This is a genomic window from Mycolicibacter sp. MU0102, assembly GCF_963378105.1.
GTDB lineage: Bacteria > Actinomycetota > Actinomycetes > Mycobacteriales > Mycobacteriaceae > Mycobacterium > Mycobacterium holstebronense.
In genome coordinates this window covers 1,717,512-1,737,036 of the sequence record NZ_OY726398.1, presented here as the reverse complement: position 1 = coordinate 1,737,036, position 19,525 = coordinate 1,717,512, and the positions used below count along the sequence as shown (strand labels likewise).

The following is a 19,525-nucleotide window of genomic DNA, read 5'->3' as shown; positions in this document are numbered from 1 at the left end:
CTCCTCTTTCCCGGCCCTTGCTCGCGACAAGCAGCATGAAACTCAGCTGAGATTGTTCTTGGGCAACAGCTGTCAAGGCATTAAGTTATCGCCAAAAAAGACGAAGACCAAGGTAAGGGAGTTTGCGTCCTGATCGGCGCGTCGTCAACCGGAGCTACGTCACACGGCACCCGGCGACTAGCAATACCGCTGGATCAGTTCAGACCGTACGTGCCAGTCGGTGCGCCAGTAGCTCGGCGAACCGCGCCGGGTCCTCCAGCGCCCCGCCCTCGGCCAACAGCGCTGTGCCGTAGAGCAACTCCGCGGTCTCGGCCAGGTCGGCGTCCTCGGCGCCTCGCTCGCTGTGCGCCTGGCGCAGACCGGTGACCAGCGGATGGCCGGGATTGAGTTCGAGGATGCGCTTACCGACCGGGACCTCCTGCCCGTTGGCGCGGTAGATGCGGGCCAACGCCGGGGTCATCTCGAAGGTGTCGGTGATCAGGCAGGCCGGTGACTCGGTCAGCCGGGTAGATAGCCGCACTTCTTTGACCTGCTCGGTGAGGGTCTGCTCCAGCCAAGAGATCAGGTCGGCGAAATCCTTCTGCTGCTCCTCGCGCTCGGCCTCGTGCGCGGCCTTGTCCTCCTCGGAGTCCAGATCGACCTCGCCCTTGGCCGCCGACTGCAAGGGCTTCCCGTCGAACTCGGCGACGGCGTTCACCCACACCTCGTCGACCGGGTCGGTCAGCAGTAGCACCTCGTAGCCTTTGGCCTTGAACGCCTCCAGGTGCGGCGACTTCAGCAGTTGCTGACGGGACTCACCGGTGGCGTAAAAGATCTGCTCCTGGCCGTCTTTCATGCGTTCGACATACTCGGCCAGCGTGGTCGGCTCGGAATCGCTGTGGGTTGAGGCGAACGAGCTGATCGCGAGCAGCGCCTCCTGATTGTCGAAGTCGGAGAGCAACCCCTCCTTGACGACGCGACCGAACTCGGTCCAGAAGGTGCGGTAGTCCTCGGGCCGCTGCGACTGCAGCTCCTTGATGGTCGACAACACCTTCTTGGTCAGCCGCCGGCGAATCGCGTTGATCTGGCGGTCCTGCTGCAAGATCTCCCGCGAGACATTGAGCGACATGTCCGCGGCGTCGACGACACCCTTGACGAAGCGCAGATATTCGGGCATCAGCTGGTCGCAGTCGCCCATGATGAACACGCGTTTGACATACAGCTGCACGCCAACCTGCGCATCCCGGTTGAACAGGTCGAACGGGGCGTGCGACGGGATGAACAGCAGCGCCTGGTACTCGAAGGTGCCTTCGGCCTTCATCGCGATGACCTCGAGCGGGTCGTCCCAGGCGTGCGCGATGTGCTTGTAGAACTCGTTGTATTCCTCTGGCGAGACTTCGTCTTTGGGGCGCGCCCACAGCGCCTGCATCGAGTTCAGGGTCTGGGTTTCGACGGTGACTGTCTCATCACCACCCTCTGCCTCTGCTTCTGACGAGGCGGCGACCCTGCGCTCGACCTGCATCCGGATCGGCCAAGCGATGAAGTCGGAGTACTTCTTGATCAGGCCCCGGATCGTCCACTCGGCGGTGTAGTCGTGCAGCGCGTCTTCGGCGTCTTCGGGCTTGAGGTGCAAGGTGATCGACGTGCCCTGCGGGGCGCCATCAACCGGCTCGATGGTGTAGGTGCCATCACCACTGGATTCCCACCGGATGGCTTCGCTCTGGCCGGCCTTGTGGGTGACCATTTCGACCCTGTCGGCGACCATGAACACCGAGTAGAAGCCGATCCCGAACTGGCCGATCAGCTCTTCGGACGCTTTGGCGTTCTGCGCTTCGCGCAGTTGCTGGCGCAGCTCGGCGGTGCCGGACTTCGCCAGGGTGCCGATCAGGTCCACCACCTCATCACGCGACATGCCGATGCCGTTGTCGCGGACCGTCAGGGTGCGCGCCGTCGTGTCCACCTCGATCTCGATGTGTAGGTCGGAGGTGTCGGCCTCGAGGTCCTTGTTGCGGAACGCCTCGAGTCGCAGCTTGTCCAGTGCGTCGGAGGCGTTCGAGATCAGCTCCCGCAGGAACGCGTCCTTGTTGGAGTAGACCGAGTGGATCATCAAATCCAGCAACTGACGGGCCTCAGCCTGAAACTCCAGCTGCTCCACACGTTCGCTCATAAGCACCAAATTTTAGCGACGCCGTCATCGCGCGCCTCAGCGGGCCAAACCGCCCCTGACGGCGCCACGACCGCGGGCGCTTCGCGTCTTTACTGAATCTTGACCGCGCGTTGAATCGCCCCACCGACGATTGCCACGTGACTACCATTCAAGCCGTGGAGCTGGGGGTTTTGGGACCTCTTCAGGCCCGACACGACGGCGCCTCGGTCGCAATCCCGGGCGCCAAACCGCGTGCGATCCTCACGATGCTCGGTCTGCACGGCGGTTCGGTCGTGTCGGCCGAAACGCTCATCGATCTGCTCTGGGGTGACGAGCCGCCGCGAACTGCGGCCAAGGCGCTGCAGACTCACATCTCGTCGTTGCGCCGGGCGTTGGGCGACGGTTTCGTCCTCACCGAGGGGACGGGCTGGATCCTCAACACCACGGAGGTGGATGCCCCGCGCTACAGGCGGGCCACCAAGGCAGCACGAGACGCCGCGGCGGCCGGCGATACCGGCCATGCGGTGGTCCGCTTCGAGGAGGCGCTGAGCCTGTGGCGCGGAACTCCCGAACTGCCCGATTCCCGCCGGGGTGTTTCCGAGAAGACGCGCTGGATCGAAGGGCACGCTGCCCTGGTCGAGGACCGCGCCGACGCGATGCTCGCGACGGGGCGAGCCGCGGAGGTCATCGGCGAGCTGGAAGCCGCGGTGGCCGACGCACCGTTGCGCGAGCGGCGATGGGCCCAGCTGATGCTGGCGCTCTACCGCGCAGGCCGACAAGGTGACGCCCTGGGCGCGTATCAACGAGCCCGGTCGCTGCTCGCCGACGACCTCGGGGTCGATCCCGGGCCAGAGCTTCGACGACTCGCGGCTGCGATCGTTGCCCAGGACTCCGCACTGGATCACCCCGTGACCCAACATCTTCCGTCGGTGACCCGCGCCGTCACCTTTCTGCTCACCGATATCGAGGGTTCGACCGCCGCGTGGGAAGCCGATGCCGACGCCATGGGAAAAGCGCTCGCGCGCCACGACGAGCTCGTCGAGCAGGTGGTCACCTCCCGCGGCGGCCGGCTCATCAAAACGCGTGGCGAAGGCGATGCCACCTTCTCGGTCTTCGACCGGCCCTCAGGAGCGGCCGCCGCGGCTATCGAGCTACAAGACGCGATCCTCCACGAGCCGTGGGCTTTGCACCAACCCATGCGGATCAGGATCGCCCTGCACACCGGCGAAGTGGAGCTGCGCGACGGCGACTACTTCGGTCGCGCGGTCAACCGTGCCGCCCGTCTGCGGTCGCTGGCCACGGGGGGCCAGATTCTGTGCTCGGGCGCGACGGCCGAGCTCGTCATCGACACCCTTCCCGACGACGTCGGCCTTGCCGATTTGGGGATGCGTGCGCTGCGCAACCTGCCGCGCCCAGAGCATGTGTTCGAGCTCCGCCTTCAGACCGCCGAGCAGCGTGAGGAGGCCGTCGATGCGCCCCTGGAGCGGCCCGAGCTCCCCGCGGTACTGACCGGCCCCGGGCGGTTCGTGGGTCGCGTCCTCGAGCTGGAGCGACTTGGCTTCGCGTGGCAGGGCGCGCTCGCCGGTGGCATTCACGCCATGTTGATTGCCGGCGAACCCGGTGTGGGCAAAACGCGCCTGGCCGGCGAATGGTCGCAACAGGCCTTCGGACAAGGCGCCGTCGTGTTGTACGGCCGATCCGACGAGGACCTCGGTGCGCCCTATCAGCCCTTCGCCGAGGCACTGCGTTCACTCGTCCCCTGCATCGGGGCACAAAGACTGCGGGGATTGCGGGGCGTTGAAGCACTACTCCCACTGATTCCCGGTCTGACCGAAGTACTCCCCGACCTGTCCACGCCGCCGCGCGCCGACCCCGACACCGAGCGCTACGCGCTTTTCGACGCCGTCGTCGCGCTGCTCGAACTCGCCTCTGCCAGTGCGCCCGTCGTGCTGATACTCGACGATCTGCACTGGGCGGCCAAACCGACGCTCCTGCTGTTGCGGCATCTGCTGCGCTTCGGCGACCACACCCGGGTGCAGATCGTCGCGACCTACCGCAGCACAGACCTCGACCGATCCCATCCCCTGGCTTCCATGCTCGCCGACCTTCACCGCGACGGCACCGCGGACCGCCTTGCGCTGAGCGGCCTCGACGCCGAGGACGTGACCGCCTATGTCGCCGAGGCCGGATACGACGACGACCAGCTCGCCCGGGCTTTGGTGTCGGTGACCGGCGGCAACCCGTTCTTCTTGATCGAGGCACTGCGCCACGTGGACGAAAGCGGTGGAGTCTGGGATCCCAACACCTTGCCGCAGGGTATTCGTGAAGCCGTGAGCCGCAGACTTTCCCGGCTTCCAGCAGCGACCAACAAGGCCCTTGCCGCGGCCGCGGTGGTCGGCAGCCGCTTCGCGCTGGACCTCGTGGAGGGGGTGCTCGAACAGGACCTCGTCGATGCCTTCGACGAGGCCTGCAAGGCCGGTATCGTCATCGAAGAGTCCGGCGGGCGATACCGGTTCAACCACGCCCTCATCCGGCAGGCGCTGATCGCCGAGCTGGCCTCGGTGCGGCGTATGCGACTGCACCAACGTATCGCCACCACCCTGGAAGCCAGCTCCGGCGCAGACGACGAGCTGCTGGCGGAACTGGCGTACCACTATTTCGAATGTGCGTGGGCGGGAAACGCGGCCAAAGCCGTCGAGTATTGCCGACGTGCGGCAGATCAGGCGATGTCGCGGCTCGCCTACGAAGGCGCCGCCGATTTGTACGGCCAGGCACTGCACGCGCTGGAGGAGATCGACGACGAGTTGCCCGATCGTGCCGATCAGACCGCCGAGCTGCTGGTCGCGCGCTGCGAGGCGCTACTTGCCGCCGGGGAGGTGGGCTCGGCCGCCCGTGCGGTCGCGCAGTTGCAGGCAGCGACAGTCGATTCGGCTCGGTTAGCCGCGTGGGCGACGTGCTTCGACGGCCAACTTTCGATGCTGGTGCACCCGGAAAGATTGGACGAGATCGAGACCGCGTTGGGCGCGGCTGCCGACCGGCTGGCCGGACTGGGTGACACCGAGGGAGAAGCCAAGGCCCACACGGTACGGGCCGGATGTCTTGCGCGTCTTGGGCGAATCGGCGACTGCGAGATCGCGCTGGACAGCGCCCTGACCGCTGCGCGGCGCGCAGGTCAACAGCGTCGGGTGAACGCGGTGCTGGCGGGCGCGCCCCTGGCGGCACTGTGGGGTCCGAACCCGGTTCCGCGTGCCGGCGGGCGTTGTCTGGACGTGGTGCGGCTGTTGCGCATCACGACGGATTCCCCTGCGGTCGAGGCGACATCGACGCGATGCCAAGCCGTCCTGGAGGCCTTCCGCGGCCGCGCCGCCACCGCGCGGCGCATGATCGACTCGGCACGGCGCACGGTCACCGAGATCGGCCTGCGCCATGCCTTGCTTGAAGTTGAGCAGTTCGCCGGAATCATTGAGCTGGTTGTCGACGACCCGGATGGCGCCGAGCCGCATCTGCGTCAATCGTACGAAGGTTTCCGCCGCATGGGGCTGGATGCCGACACCGCCGAGGCCGCCGCTCTGCTGGGCCGCACTTGCCTGGCACTCGGCCGAGATGGCGAGGCCGAGGAGTTGTGCGCCGAGAGTGAGCGTCTCGCGGGACACGCACTGAAGGCATCGATCGCCTGGCGCACGCTTCGGGCGCTGCTGTTGACGCGCCGCGGCGATCATTCCGGGGCTCGGCAGATGGCCGAGTCCGCAGTCGACCTGGCGCAGCGCACCGACGCCTTGGTCGATCATGGCGATGCCTGTCTGGCGCTGGCAACGGTGCTGGCTGCCGCCGGCGATGAGACCGGGGCGCGGGCCGCCGCGGAACAAGCCGCGGCGCTCTACGAGCGGAAAGGCGCCGAGGCACTTGCCGCCAAGGCACGCGCGATGCTGGGCGAACGGGTCGCACCGGCCCCCGCGTCACCGTCCGGAGCGCCGACCGACGAACTGAACAACGCGTGCGTGCGAGCGATTCGACTGCTGGACGCTACTTACGATGCCCAAGCGTGGGATGAGATAGAAAACAACCAAGTCGCGGCCCTCGTCACGTGCGAAAGCCGCAGGAAAATCGTCGGCGGTGGCCCCGAGGATCGTCCCAGCAACGAGTGGGTACGCGAGGCCAGACACTATCGCGAGACGATAGCCCCGGTGCGGTACCGCAACGAGATTCTTGCCGTTCGAGGCCAGCACCTGGCCCTCACCCGGTTAGAGGTAGGCACGGCCGACACAAGCCCGGGAGCGCCGCGCGACGAGTTCCTGCAGCTCTACGGGATCGACGATGACGGCCGACTTTGCCTGTTGGTGTGGTTCGACCTCGAAGACAGGGACGCTGCGATCGCCGAACTCGACGCTGCCCAAGCCCGGTTCGAGAAGCAGCCCCTCGGTGCGCTGCAGAACGAGGCCAGCCGAGTGCTTGAGCTGCACTTCGCGGCCTTCGCCCTCCGCGATTGGGACGTTATCGGCGAGACCCTGGCTGACACGTTTCTGACCGACGACCGTCGACGGGTGGCCAACGCGGGGGTCCGGCGCGGTCGCAATGCTGAGATCGTGAACATGCGGTCCTTTGCCGAGATTGGGATGACCGGTATCGACCCGACCGCCGTTGCGGCCCGCGGAGATCGCCTCGTCCTCTGCCGCTACCGCACCTCTTTCGATAACTGGGCCGAGCCTTCAAGCGACGTGATCGGTGTTGTCGAGATCAACAACGACAATCAGATCGCGGCTCACGTCATGTTCGATGCAGACGACGTCGACGATGCGCTGGCCGAACTCGATGCGCGTTATCTCGCCGGCCAAGCCGCCGCCTTCGCTGACACCTGGTCGGCGATCACAACGGCTTTCGTTGCGATGAGTAAACGCGAAACGCCGCCGACAGTCCCCGGATTCACCGACGTCGACCGTCGTACGCTTGCGACCGTCGGGCCCGGAGGCCTGATGGCGTACCTTCGTGTCGCTCTGAAAGACACGGCACAGAACATCATCTACGTCGAAGCCGTGCATCGGTTGACCGAGTACGGCGCGGTTATCACCCACGTGGCCAAGGGGATTTCGCAAGACGGCTTAGACGTCGAGTGGCGCCTCGTCGATACTGTCACGGTCGACGGCGATCTGATCAGCCACTGCGAGATGTTCGACGAAGCAGACCTCGACGCCGCTCTCGCGCGGTTCGAGGAGCTGCAGCCGCAGAAGCCGCGGCGATTGCACAATGCGGCAAGCCTGGTGTCCCAACGCTTCCTGGCCGAGTTCGCCGTCCACAACTGGGACGCTATGGCCGATCTCTTGGCTGAGGATTACTACCAAGACGATCACCGAAGTACCGTGAACGCCGGAGTTCGACACGGTCGAGACGCGGCCCTCACCAACATGCGAGCTGTCGCCGACCTCGGCATCGCCGACGTCGAAGTGAGCGATGTCGCGACGCGTGGGAAGTACCTCGTCCTTACCCGCAGCGTCTTCTCGTTCCGGAATCAAGGCCCCGAGGCATACCTCGCCGAGCAACTCGACGTCGGCGAGATCACGTCGGACGGGCGGTTGGCGACGAGCGTCTCGTTCGACGCCGACGACTTTGACGCCGCCATCGCCGAGCTCGACGCCCGCTACCTCGCCGGCGAGGCGGCAGACTATGCGCGTTCGTGGTCGGCGCTCACCCAAACGTATGCCGCAGCCAACAGGCAACAGCTCAGCCTGACGTCGGACTGCGTGAACATCGATCACCGCCGAATCACAACGATCGAGACCGGCGACTTGGCTACCTACATCCGCACCTCATGGGACGAAGCGCAGAGCTTTCACGTCTATATCGAGGCGGTGCACAGACTGGGCACACGCGGTGCGGTCTTTACCCAAGCGGCACGGGGGACGTCGGACCATGGCTTCGACGCCCAATGGCGAGAGGTCATTGTGGCCACCTTCGAAGGGGACCTGGTCAACCGCTGCGAGCTTTTCGACGAGACTGACCTCGACACCGCGCTCGCGAGATTCGCGGAACTACATTTCCCGCCGAAACAGCTGGAGAACACGGCAAGCGAAGTCGGAGAGCGATGCCTAGCGTGCCTCGCCGCGCGCGACTGGGAAGCCCTGGCGACGATTCTCGACGACAATTTTTCCAATGACGATCGCCGCCGAGTGGTGGGGTCGGGAGTCCGACATGGACGCGATGCCGAACTGGCCGATGCGCGCGCCGTCGCCGACCTGTTCAGAGACGTGGTACCGACGGTCCTAGCGACCCGCGGCGCCCTTCTTACCCTGACGCGCAACAGCTTCTCGGAGCGAGACCAACGGCCGGAGGCGTTTCGCACCCAGGTACTGAACGTGCTTGAGATCAACACCGAACACCGGGCCGCAGCGCTCGTAACATTCGACCTCGACGACTTCGACGCCGCCGTCGCCGAGCTCGACGCGCGTTACGTCGCCGGTGAAGCAGCGGCCTGCGCACACACATGGTCGGTCATTACGGCAGGCTACGCCGCATTCAACCAACGCGAATTTCCCGAACTCGACTGGGAGAATGTCGATCACCGTCGCGCGAGAGCGTTCGCGCCCGGTGCATTAGCCGCCTATATGCGCGCGACATGGGAACTCGCGCCCGACGTCGGGTGCTACAGCGAAGCGGTGCATCGGCTGAACGGCTTGGGTGCGGTCGTCACCCAAGTGGTGCACGGGACCTCGCGAGACGGCTTCGAGGCCGAATGGCGCGAAGTCGTCCTGTTCACGGTCGAGGGCGAAATGATCAGCCGCTGCGAAGTATTCGACGAGGCCGACCTCGACGCCGCGCTCGCCAGCTTCGACGACCTCAGCCGAATGAGGCCTGCACTGGAGAACGCAGCAACCCGGACCGGCGTCCGAGTTGCCGAGGCATTCAACCGCCGCGACGGGGACGCGATCTTCGCCCTTGCCAACGAAGATGGCCATTACGAAGACCGCCGGAAAGGCCTGCGCTCCGTCCTCGACGGTCCCGAGCGGCGGAAAGTCATCGACGCCACCTTGGAGACGGTCCCTCGCACCTGGCGGCTGGAGGTAGAACCCATCGCGGTCCGCGGATCTCGGCTCTCGCTGACCCGCGACGGCTATCGCGACATCGGTGATGCCGATCGACCGGTCGCCGTCGAGGTGTTGCATCTCGTGGAAGTCGACGCCGCCGGTCTCATGCAGTACACCGTGACCTTCGATGTCGACGACATCGACGCCGCCCTCGCCGAACTCGACGCCCGTTACCTGGCCGGCGAAGCCGCCGCGTACGCACAGACGTGGTCGGTTGTCACCGGCGCATATGCCGCGTTCAACCGGCGCGAGGTCGCTGCGATCACGGCGCCAGACTGGGTGAACATCGACCACCGTCGCGGGGCAGCGTTCGAGCCCGGCGGCATGTTGGCGTACTTCGAGGCAGCCTGGGAAGACTCGCCTGACACCTGGATCTACATCGCAGCGGTGCATCGGCTCATTACCACCGGAGCGGTCGTCACCCATGTGTCCCGAGGGACTTCACAAGACGGCTTCGACGCCGAGTGGCGAGATATCCAGGTAGTGACCATCGACGGCGATTTGGTCAACCGTTCCGAGCTGTTCGACGGGGACGACCTCGACGCCGCACTCGTGCGGTTCGACGAGCTCAGTTGATCCAGGCCGCCGTCACTGCGCCTGGCTCACCGACGACATGTGGAAATCAGGAATCCGCAGTGACGGCATCACCGCCCGAGTCGCCCAATCACCCCACTCCCGGGGCAGCGTCGGCTCGGCGATACCGGCCTGGGTGGCGCGGCGCAGCAGGTCCAGCGGGCTCTCGTTGAACCGGAAATTGTTCACCGCCGCAGTCACTTTGCCGTCTTCGACCAGATAGACGCCGTCGCGGGTCAGCCCGGTCAACAGCAACGTGGTCGGATCGACCTCGCGGATGTACCACAGCGTGGTCAGCAGCAGCCCGCGCTCGGTCGAGGCGATCATCTCGTCCATGCTGGCCGAACCGCCCGTCATCAACAGGTTGTCGGCGGCCAGGGCGACCGGGACGCCGAACTCGGCGGCCGCAGCGCGCGGGTAGGCCAGCGCGTTGATCACCCCACCGCGGATCCAATCCACGCAACCGATGTCCAGGCCGTTGTCGAACACCGACGCGGTCTCCGATGAGGTGGCGGTTGCCACAAACGGCGCACATTCGAGGCCGAACGCATGCGGGTCCGAATACAGGGTCAGCGGTAGTTCGGACAGCCGCTCTCCCACCCGGGTGCCGCCGCCGGGCGCCGACAACGCGGTACGGCCTTCCTGGGCTCCGCGGCCGCTCATCGTCCAACCGAGATAGATCATCATGTCGGCAACCGTGGAAGGCGGCATCAACGTCTCGTAGCGTCCGGCCGGCAACTCGACGGTGCGCGCCGCCCAGCCCAGGCGCGTCGAGAGCTGTTCCAGCAAGGAATCGCACGGCACGTTGACGAAATCCGGGGTGCTGATCCCCGCCCACGCGCTGGCACCATTGCGTTTGGCGTTGATCTCCACGGTCCCGGTGGGCTGGGTAAAACGCCGCCGCAACCCGGTCGAGGACGCCAGGAATGTCGTCTCCACCTCGTGGCGGGCGAACCCGTAGAGCTGGTCCGCACCCCGAAAGCCGCGACTCAGCGAGCCGGCCAGGTCGGCGAAGGCCTCCGCGCCGGTCTGCGGAACCGGGGCGTCCCAGTCCTGCGGTACGGCGGTGCCGCCCAGCAGTTCCGCGGCGTCGCGGGCCTCCGGTGCGCCCGCGGCCGCCTCGACCGAGGCCGCGACCAGCTCGGGGATCAGCGCCGGATCCACTTCGGCCGAGCACAGCGAACCGACCCGAGCGCCCTCGTCGTCGGAGACGATCGAGATGACGGTGGTGGTTCGACTGCTCGACACCCCGTTGGTGGTCATCGAGTTACCGGCCCAGCGCAACGACGCCTCGGTCCGGTCGGTGACCAGCACGATGGTCTGGGTGTTATCGCTCTTGGCCGCCGCTAGCGCGGTGTCGATGACCTGCTGTGGTCCAATCATTCCCGGCCCCCCTCGCTGCGCGTGTTGAGCACGTTGATCGCCCGGAACAGGGCCGAGGGGCAGCCGTGGCTGACCGCGGCCACCTGACCGGGCTGCGCCTTGCCGCAGTTGAACGCCCCGCCCAGCCGCCACGTCGAGGCACCGCCGACGGCCTCCATCGCGTTCCAGAAATCGGTGGTGGTCGCCTGATACGCCACGTCACGCAGCTGCCCGTCGAGCCGGCCGTCGCGGATCCGGAAGAACCGCTGCCCGGTGAACTGGAAGTTGTAGCGCTGCATGTCGATCGACCACGATCGGTCTCCGACGATGTAGATGCCGTTGTCCACTCGGCCGATCAGATCTGCGGTGGACAGGTCCTCGGTTCCCGGCTGCAGTGACACGTTGGCCATTCGCTGGATCGGGACATGGTGCGGCGAGTCGGCGTATGAGCACCCGTTGGAACGAGACTGCCCCAATCTGGGCGCGAACACTCGGTCCAGCTGATACCCCACGAAACGCCCGTCGCGCACCAGGTCCCAGCTCTGGGCCGCGACGCCTTCGTCGTCGTAGCCGATGCTGGCCAACCCGTAGGGCACCGTGCGGTCGGCGGTCACGTTCATCACCGGCGAGCCGTATTGCAGGGTGCCGAGCTTGTCCGGGGTGGCGAACGACGTCCCCGCGTAGGCCGCCTCGTAACCGATAGCTCGATCGTATTCGGTTGCATGCCCGATAGATTCATGGATGGTCAGCCACAGATTGGTCGGGTCGATCACCAAATCGGTCGGTCCGGCGGTCACACTGGGCGACTTGACCTTCTCGGCGAGCAGCACCGGAAGTTCGGACAGCTCGGCCGACCAGTCCCAGATCTCGTCACCGGCCACCGCTTCCCAACCGCGCGCGGTCGGCGGTGCCAGCGTTCGCATCGAGTCGAAACCGTCCGGTCCGACGGTGACCGCATCGCAGACCGGCATCAGCCGCACCCGCTGCTGAGTGATCGACGATCCGAACACGTCGGCGTAAAAAGTCTGCTCCTTGACCGCGGTCAACGAAGCCGTGACGTGGTGCACCCCGTCGGCGGCGAGCAACCGACCCGCGTAGTCCTCCAGCACGTCGATCTTGTCCGCCGTAGGTACCTCGAACGGGTCGATCAGGTAGTCCGACACCCACGTCACATCGCGGTATACCGGCTCGGCCGCCAGTTCGACACGTTCGGCGTTGAGCACCGCCAGCGTCTTGGCGACCTGCACGGCACGGCGGGCGGTATCAGCCGCTACGGCCGGGGCCAGTTCGGCATGCGAAGCGAAACCCCAGGTGCCGTCGACCACCACCCGCACCGCGAAACCGAGCTCGCGGTTGACGACGGCGGTCTCCAACTCACCGTCGCGCAGCCGGATGACCTCGGTCGCGATCCGGTGGATCCGCAGGTCGGCATGCTCGGCGCCGGCCGCTCTGGCCGCCGACAATGCGGCGTCGGCCAGCTCGTGGCGGGGCAGGGCCATAAACTCGGCGTCGATCCCCCGGTTCGCTGTCACCCGTCCACCGTAACGACGTGCCGAGGGTTGACCACGCCATAGGTATCAATTGATGATCACGGCGTGACAGCGCCGCAGCGACTGGTTGAAGACGGTGTTCGATGCTACGGCCGCTTCGATGGCCGGATCCGCGACACCAACCCGGTCGACGCGCACCGCGGCTTGTCGCGTCTTTGGCACGAGTTCCGGCTCAAAGAGTGGGTCGGGTTCGCCTTGATCCACCCCGAGCTGTCGGGCGCGATGATCATGCAGGACGTGAAGTACCTGGCGTCGTCGGAGCTGTTCATCCGTGACCAGGCGACCGGTGTCCTGGTGGAGAAGAGTGCTCGGTTCCGGGGCGGCAGCCTCGACCTGCCCGACGACCTGCTGCACCACGGCCGCTGCCAGGTCAAGACGCGCCGCTATCTGCTCGCCTACGACTTCGATGCCGACGCCGGCACCATCACCGTGCGGATCGACTGTGCGGCCGACCGGCGCGGGCCGGCGATCACCGGTGCGCTGACGCTGTATGTGGCGGGGGCGGCGCCGCCGCTCAGCCTCAGTGCCAAACTCACGTCGGCGATCGACTACTACACGTTCAAACAACCGTTTCCGGTCGACGGCACACTCACCGTCGGTGATCGCACGTATGTGTTCGAGCGGGCCCGCGATTTTGCGATCCTCGACGAGCATCGCTCGCAATTTCCGTATTCGACGCTCTGGACGTGGGGCACCTTTGCCGTCGCAATGGCTGGTGGTGTGGTGGGGTCCAACTTCGTCGACCGGCCGGAGTTCAGCGACGACGATGACGAGTCGTCGAACTGGGTTCCCGGTGCTGTGGAGCCGCTCGTGGGAGCTGAGTTCGACTTCGGCTCCGACGATCCGCTGTCGACCGTGCGCGTCCGTGACCGCGACCGCCGACTCGATGTGACGTTCAATCCCGCGGGGCGCAAAGCGGTCAAGGTCAATCTGGTCGCGGTCGCGATCGACTACTGGCAGCTCGCCGGGACCTATCGCGGCACGGTGACGTCCCTGGCCGGGCGGTCCTACTCCTTCGACGACGTGCCCGGGGTGCTCGAGCGGATGAAGACCCGATTTTGAGTCGGCGCAACCGCTTTAATACACCTATGAGCCGCCGCGCCCCCCGGTCTGCGACGCTGGGCTATGCGCTGCTCGCCCCCAGCCTGTTCGGCGTGGTGACCTTCTTGCTGCTGCCGATGCTGGTTGTGGTGTGGCTGAGCTTTCACCGCTGGGATCTGCTGGGGCCGATCAGTTATGTCGGCGCGGAGAACTGGCGATCGGTGTTGACCGATCCGGTGTTCGGCAATTCCCTTGTGGTGACGGTACTATTCGTCGCCTTCGTCGTCCCACTGCAGACCGCGCTGGGGTTGGGTGTGGCGCTCTTGCTGGCGCGCGGGTTGCCCGGTAGCGCCGTGTTTCGCACCGTGTACGTGCTGCCGTGGATCTGCGCACCGCTGGCGATCGCGGTGCTGTGGCGCTGGATTCTGAGCCCCACGGACGGCGCGGTGAGCACCGTGCTCGGTCACCGCATCGAATGGCTGACCGATCCGGGGCTGGCGCTACCGGTGACTTCGGCGGTGGTGGTGTGGACCAACGTCGGCTACGTCGCGCTGTTCTTCCTGGCAGGAATCCTGGCCATCCCGACCCAGGTGTTGTCGGCGGCGCGCATCGACGGTGCCAACGGGTGGCAGCGGTTCTGGCGCGTCACCTTGCCGATGCTGCGGCCCACGATGTTCTTTGTGCTGGTGACCGGCGTGGTCAGCGCGGCGCAGGTGTTCGACACCGTCTACGCGCTGACCGGCGGCGGGCCGGGAGGCCGCACCGACCTGATCGCCCACCGCATCTACGACGAGGCGTTCGGTGCGGCGGCGATCGGCCGGGCCGCGGTGATGGCACTGGTGCTGTTCGCCGTCCTGGTTTCAGTGACGGTCGTTCAGCAACTTTCGTTGGGCCGCCGAGTCAGCTATGACCTCACGTGAGCTTGCGTTCTAACCACCGTTGAGTGCGCTGTGACGGCGACCCCACACCAGGTAGAAGATCAACGCGACCGCTATCCAGCAGGTAAACACGATCCAGGTGTACCGGTGCAGGCTGCACATGATCCATCCGCAAACCACCACCGACAGGATCGGTGTGATCGGATAGCCGGGCACCTTGAATCCGCGGGGCAGATCCGGTTCCCGGACCCGGAGCACAACCACCGCCACGGACACGACAATGAACGCGGTCAAGGCGCCGATGGAGACCGTTTCGGCCAGACGCTGAAGCGGCACCAGACCGGCGAGCGTTGCCGCCACGACCGCGACGATCATGGTGTTGGTTGCGGGGGTCCGGGTGCGCGGGTTGACCTTGGCGAACGTCGCCGGCAGGAGGCCGTCGCGACCCATCGCGAAAAGGATGCGGGTCTGACAGTACATCGTGACCAATGTGACAGAGAAGATCGAGATCACCGCGCCCGCTGCCAAGACGGTGCTGCCTAAGCGGTTTCCGGTGATGTGGTCCACAATCACGGCCAGGCCCGCGCTTTGCCCCTCGAAGTCCTGCCACGGTTGGCTGCCCATCGCGGCCACGGCGACAATCACGTAGACACCGGTCACGATCAGCAGTGCCGCGATGATTGCCCGCGGGATCGTGCGCTGCGGGTCTTTGGCCTCTTCACCGGCGGTGGATACCGCGTCAAGACCGACATAAGAGAAAAAGATCGTGCCCGCTGCCCAACTGATTCCCGAGAATCCGAAAGGGGCGAAGTCAGTGAAGTGGTTCGCTCTGAACGCCGTTGACGCGATCACCGCGAACATCAGCAGCACGCCGAGCTTGATCACCACCATTACGGCATTGACCTTGGCCGATTCACTGGTACCGCCGATCAACAGAGCCGCACAAATTGCCACCAAGACGATGGCTGGCAGATTGACGAAACCACCTTCGGAATCCCATGGTCCCGATGAAATAGCCTGCGGCACCGAGAATCCGAAGACATTGAGCGACAGCTTGTTCAGGTACTGACTCCACCCAACTGACACCGCGGCGGTGGACACGCCGTATTCGAGCAGCAGGCATGCCCCGACAACCACGGCCATGAATTCACCGAGGGTGGCATAGGAGTATGAGTATGCCGACCCTGAAATGGGCACCGCCGAGGCCAACTCCGCGTAGCAGATCGCGGCCAGACCCGCTGCGGCCCCGGCGATGATGAACGAAACGACCACCGCCGGGCCGGCTTGCGGTACCGCCACCGGGAAGACAAAGAAGATCCCTGTGCCGACCGTCGAGCCCACGCCGAACATGGTGAGCCGAAAGCCGCCAAGCCTGCGGCGCAGGTGGTTCGTGCCCCCGGTGGCGGTCGGTGCACCGTTCACCGGCCGACGCCGCAGCATCTGCCGTGACAGGCTGAGCGCCGGCGTTGACATTGGTGCCCCTAGCTGGACGGTTCGTGTCCATCATTGAACACGCCCCGACCGGCGCAACGGGGTTACAACGCGACGAATCGGATTAAGAACACGTCACATCGATTTCGAAGGGCTTGTTCACCGGCTGCATCGGGTTGGCCGTGTCGATCCCGGTCGCGGTGCCGCTGATCTTGTATTCGTTGCCGTCCTTGGTCGCCTTGGCATCGCCCTGACCAGTACCCGCGGTGTATGCCAGCGTCACACCGTTGACGTTGCCCAACCCGACCGACTTCACCTCGGGTGGGTTGGCGTCGGTGAGCACCGCGGCGATACCGGTGGCCGCTCCGCCGATCGCGATGTTGACGTCTCCGGCCATCGTCGTGCACACGGTTGTCCCGGTGACGTTCTGGTCTTGGCCGTCGATGGTGACTTTCGTGGCTGCTGCGGCGCCCCCCACACTCACCGATGCACTGGATTCACTCGAGGAGCTCGAGGAGCTCGCGGCGCTCGAGGACGACGCGTGCTTGGTTTCCGATTTCTTGTCGCTGGAGCACCCAGACAGACCTACGACCGCGATTGCTGCCGCTGCTGCGGCAACCGTTACTGAACGCTTCACCGGTACTCCTTTGTTGTGGGTGGTCACACGCCTGTTTCGTGCTGTTTCGTGGGCGCAGGCGGGGGCTCGCGGGCTAGGCTTTACTCCGCATCCTGATCAGATGGCAGTGTGCTGATGCCCGTGGCAGACCACCCGCCACGCTCACTTGGGAGTGTGCTGGGCAGGCGAACCTCGGCGCATCAGGTAATTACCTGATATTTGCTCCGGGGTGCGCGGTCCCAGACCTGAGGCGGGAGGGGGTTGGCCGTGGTTAGCCCTCTGCTCGAACGCGAGACGACGCTGACGACCCTGCAGCGCTGCTATCGAGCCGCCACCCGAGGCGACGGGCAGCTGACGTTGCTACGCGGGGAGGCCGGTGCGGGCAAGACCACAGTGATCGCCCGATTTCTCACCGGGCTCGATCCGGGCACGCGGGTGCTGCGCGGCTGGTGCGACGGGTCGGCCACGCCTCGGCCGTTGGGCCCGTTCATCGACATGCTCGCCGACCTTCCCCCCGATCAGGCGACTTCGCTACGGGCCGCCATCGACGCCAGGGACACCGAGGAGATCTACGCCCGACTGGTCGGCGTCGTCGGCGATGGCAACCCCGCGGTGTGCGTGATCGAAGACCTGCACTGGGCCGACAGCGCCGCCCTGGATCTGCTGCGCTACGTGGCCCGGCGGATCGACACACTGCCGGTGCTGCTGCTGGCGTCCTACCGCGACGACCAGATCGGCCCGACCCATCCGCTGGCCGTGTTGTTAGGTGATGTGGCTACCTGGGCGACCGTGACTCGCATGGCGTTACAGCCGCTCAGCGCCGAAGGGGTAGCCGCGTTGGCCGCCGGTAGTGGCGTCAACGCCCAAGCGTTGCACCGACTTACCGGCGGGAACGCGTTTTTCGTCACGGAGATGTTGGCCGCGGGGCCCGACGCGCAGGGAGATGGCGATCTGCCCTGCGGCATTTCCGAGGCGGTGCGGGGCCGGCTCGCGCGGCTGTCGGCCGCCGGGCGCGAAACCGCACAGGCGGCAGCGATCTGCGGCCCTCGGGTACACACCGCACTGCTCGAAGCGGTATCTCCGGGCGCAGCGGGCACGCTGAGCGAATGCCTCGCCGCCGGAGTGCTGGTAGCCAACGCAGACACGGTGGGGTTCCGCCACGAGCTGACCCGCCGTGCCATCGTCGAACAGATCCCCGACTATCAGCGCCGAGTGCTGCACAAGCGAGCGCTGACCGCATTGGCAGAACCGCCGATCGACCCGGACACACTGGCCGCGTTGGTGGTTCACGCTGAACAGGCCGGCGACACCGACACACTCATCAGCTTTGGCCCGGCAGCAGCCGAGCGCGCCGCGGGATTTGGCGCCCATCGGCAAGCCGCCGACCTGTATGCGTTGGTGCTGCGCCACGCCGGCACCGTCCCCGACGAGCACAAGGTGGTGTGGTTCGAACAGCACGCATTCAGCAGTTATCTGACCGGCCAGGCCGAATCGGCGGTGTTGTCATGGCGACAGGCAATCGCGCTCCGCCAGCAGTTGGGGGATCTTCACCAGGAGGCTCAGGGCCTGCGCCGACTGTCGCACGTCCTCCAGCTGCTGGGACGCCCCGCCGAAGCGTCGGCGGCGGCGCACGCATCATTGCGGCTGCTCGAAGACCTCGAACCGTCCCCGCAGTTGGCTTGGTCACTGATCAATATGGCGCACATCGCCGCTCTTTCCTTAGACCCCGCCTGTGCCCGACATGCGGCCCGCGCGAAGGCCCTCGGTGCCCACTTCCGCGACCCTGCCGTGGTGATCCACGCCCGCGGATATGCAGCACTCACCACCGTGTTCTGCAGCGACACCGGCTGGGACGAGTTCGAGGAGGTGTGGCGAGAAGCGGCCGCGGCCCCTGGGATCGAGGAGCACAGCGGAATTCTGGGCGTCCTCCTCGGCACCTTCGCTGTCGTGCGCGGCGATTTCGGTCGCGCGAAGCGTTACCTCGCCGAAGTCGCGGCCTACCTCGACTACCGCGAACTTGGCATGTTCCAGGCCTTGGTGGCCGGGCTGCAGGCGCTGACTGATCTGGCCGGCGGCGACTGGACGTCTGCTGCGTTGGCGGCCGAGCAGATCCTGACCCAGCCCGAACTGGCGCCCCAACACCGGATCGCGCCGTTGATCACAGTCGCCCTGATCCGGGCACGCCGTGGCGAGCAACCCGTGTGGTCGCTGCTCGACGAAGCCCTGGAGGCTGCGACGGGCAGCCTGCTGCGCCTGCCTGTCTGCGCCGCACGTGCCGAGGCCGCCTGGCTGGCCGATGACGACGAGTCGGTCCGCCGCTGCGCGGCCGAGGTTCTCACGGTGTCCGGCACGGCGTACACGTGGCTCGGAGGCTCCCTGCGGCGCTGGGCTCATCTGGCCGGTGACCGATCCGGTATTGGCGTCATCGCTGCCACGCCCTATGAACGTGAGATCAATGGGGATTGGTGCGCGGCCACGCAGGAGTGGACCCTTCGCGACTGTCCCTACGATGCCGCCATCGCTCAACTCAGCGGCGACATCGACGCCGTCGAGGCCGCACTGGGCACCTTCCGCCAGCTTGGCGCCCGCGCCGCTGCCCGACGAACCCAGCAACGTCTCTCCCACTTGCGCGGTCGCGATCCCGACCGACGTCGCAAAGACACCAGCGCTGACCCACGTGGCCTCACCAAGCGCCAACGCGATGTCCTCGAACTCCTTGCCGCCGGGCGCAGCGACGCCGAAATCGCCACCGCCCTCTACATCAGTACCAAAACCGCCAACACTCACGTCTGCGCCATCATGGCCAAACTTGGCGTTCACAACCGCACCCAAGCCGCCGCCTATGCCTACCAACAACCCCAGTGAGCTCCCCA

Annotated in this window: 9 protein-coding genes; 4 read left to right on the top strand and 5 right to left on the bottom strand. The window is 66.1% G+C overall.

The window, feature by feature from the left end:
• Nucleotides 1-199: 199 nt before the first annotated feature.
• Nucleotides 200-2,146 (bottom strand): molecular chaperone HtpG, encoded by a 1,947-nt coding sequence (gene htpG / locus RCP37_RS08045; protein ID WP_308486375.1) that lies wholly within the window; start codon nt 2,144-2,146, stop codon nt 200-202.
• Between the two features lie 155 nt (nt 2,147-2,301).
• On the opposite strand from htpG, the gene RCP37_RS08040 reads away from it, so the two are divergent.
• Entirely contained in the window at nt 2,302-9,777 is a 7,476-nt protein-coding gene (locus tag RCP37_RS08040; RefSeq protein WP_308486374.1) for an ATP-binding protein, read from the top strand.
• A 12-nt stretch (nt 9,778-9,789) separates the two neighbouring features.
• Here RCP37_RS08040 and RCP37_RS08035 read toward each other — a convergent pair whose 3' ends face one another.
• Nucleotides 9,790-11,157: a metallopeptidase TldD-related protein gene (locus tag RCP37_RS08035; RefSeq protein WP_308486373.1), complete on the bottom strand. Its 1,368-nt coding sequence runs from the start codon at nt 11,155-11,157 to the stop codon at nt 9,790-9,792.
• Entirely contained in the window at nt 11,154-12,668 is a 1,515-nt protein-coding gene (locus tag RCP37_RS08030; RefSeq protein ID WP_308486372.1) for a TldD/PmbA family protein, read from the bottom strand. The genes RCP37_RS08035 and RCP37_RS08030 overlap by 4 nt, the downstream gene beginning before the upstream one ends.
• A 63-nt stretch (nt 12,669-12,731) precedes the next feature.
• Here RCP37_RS08030 and RCP37_RS08025 point away from each other — a divergent pair, with 63 nt between their 5' ends.
• Both RCP37_RS08025 and RCP37_RS08020 read left to right on the top strand, forming a co-directional pair.
• Nucleotides 12,732-13,748, top strand: coding sequence for a DUF2804 family protein (locus RCP37_RS08025; RefSeq protein WP_308486371.1), 1,017 nt, complete (start codon nt 12,732-12,734; stop codon nt 13,746-13,748).
• Between the two features lie 26 nt (nt 13,749-13,774).
• Nucleotides 13,775-14,647, top strand: a complete 873-nt coding sequence (locus RCP37_RS08020) for a carbohydrate ABC transporter permease (protein WP_308486370.1) — start codon at nt 13,775-13,777, stop codon at nt 14,645-14,647.
• 9 nt (nt 14,648-14,656) lie between these two features.
• Here the strand turns inward: RCP37_RS08020 and RCP37_RS08015 are convergent, their stop codons facing one another.
• Nucleotides 14,657-16,078 carry an amino acid permease gene (locus tag RCP37_RS08015; protein WP_308486369.1) on the bottom strand — a complete coding sequence of 474 codons (1,422 nt, stop codon included), beginning with the start codon at nt 16,076-16,078 and terminating at the stop codon, nt 14,657-14,659.
• A gap of 82 nt (nt 16,079-16,160) precedes the next feature.
• Complete coding sequence (locus tag RCP37_RS08010) at nt 16,161-16,673, bottom strand: lipoprotein LpqH (RefSeq protein ID WP_308486368.1); 513 nt, start codon at nt 16,671-16,673, stop codon at nt 16,161-16,163.
• A gap of 246 nt (nt 16,674-16,919) precedes the next feature.
• Here RCP37_RS08010 and RCP37_RS08005 point away from each other — a divergent pair, with 246 nt between their 5' ends.
• Entirely contained in the window at nt 16,920-19,517 is a 2,598-nt protein-coding gene (locus RCP37_RS08005; protein WP_308486367.1) for a helix-turn-helix transcriptional regulator, read from the top strand.
• Nucleotides 19,518-19,525 lie beyond the last annotated feature (8 nt).

Bases quoted from the DNA above. Each gene is read 5' to 3' on its own strand.
- RCP37_RS08035 (WP_308486373.1), bottom strand. From the start codon at position 11,157: ATGATTGGACCACAGCAGGTCATCGACACCGCGCTAGCGGCGGCCAAG.
- RCP37_RS08015 (WP_308486369.1), bottom strand. From the start codon at position 16,078: ATGTCAACGCCGGCGCTCAGCCTGTCACGGCAGATGCTGCGGCGTCGG.
- htpG (WP_308486375.1), bottom strand. From the start codon at position 2,146: ATGAGCGAACGTGTGGAGCAGCTGGAGTTTCAGGCTGAGGCCCGTCAG.
- RCP37_RS08020 (WP_308486370.1), top strand. From the start codon at position 13,775: ATGAGCCGCCGCGCCCCCCGGTCTGCGACGCTGGGCTATGCGCTGCTC.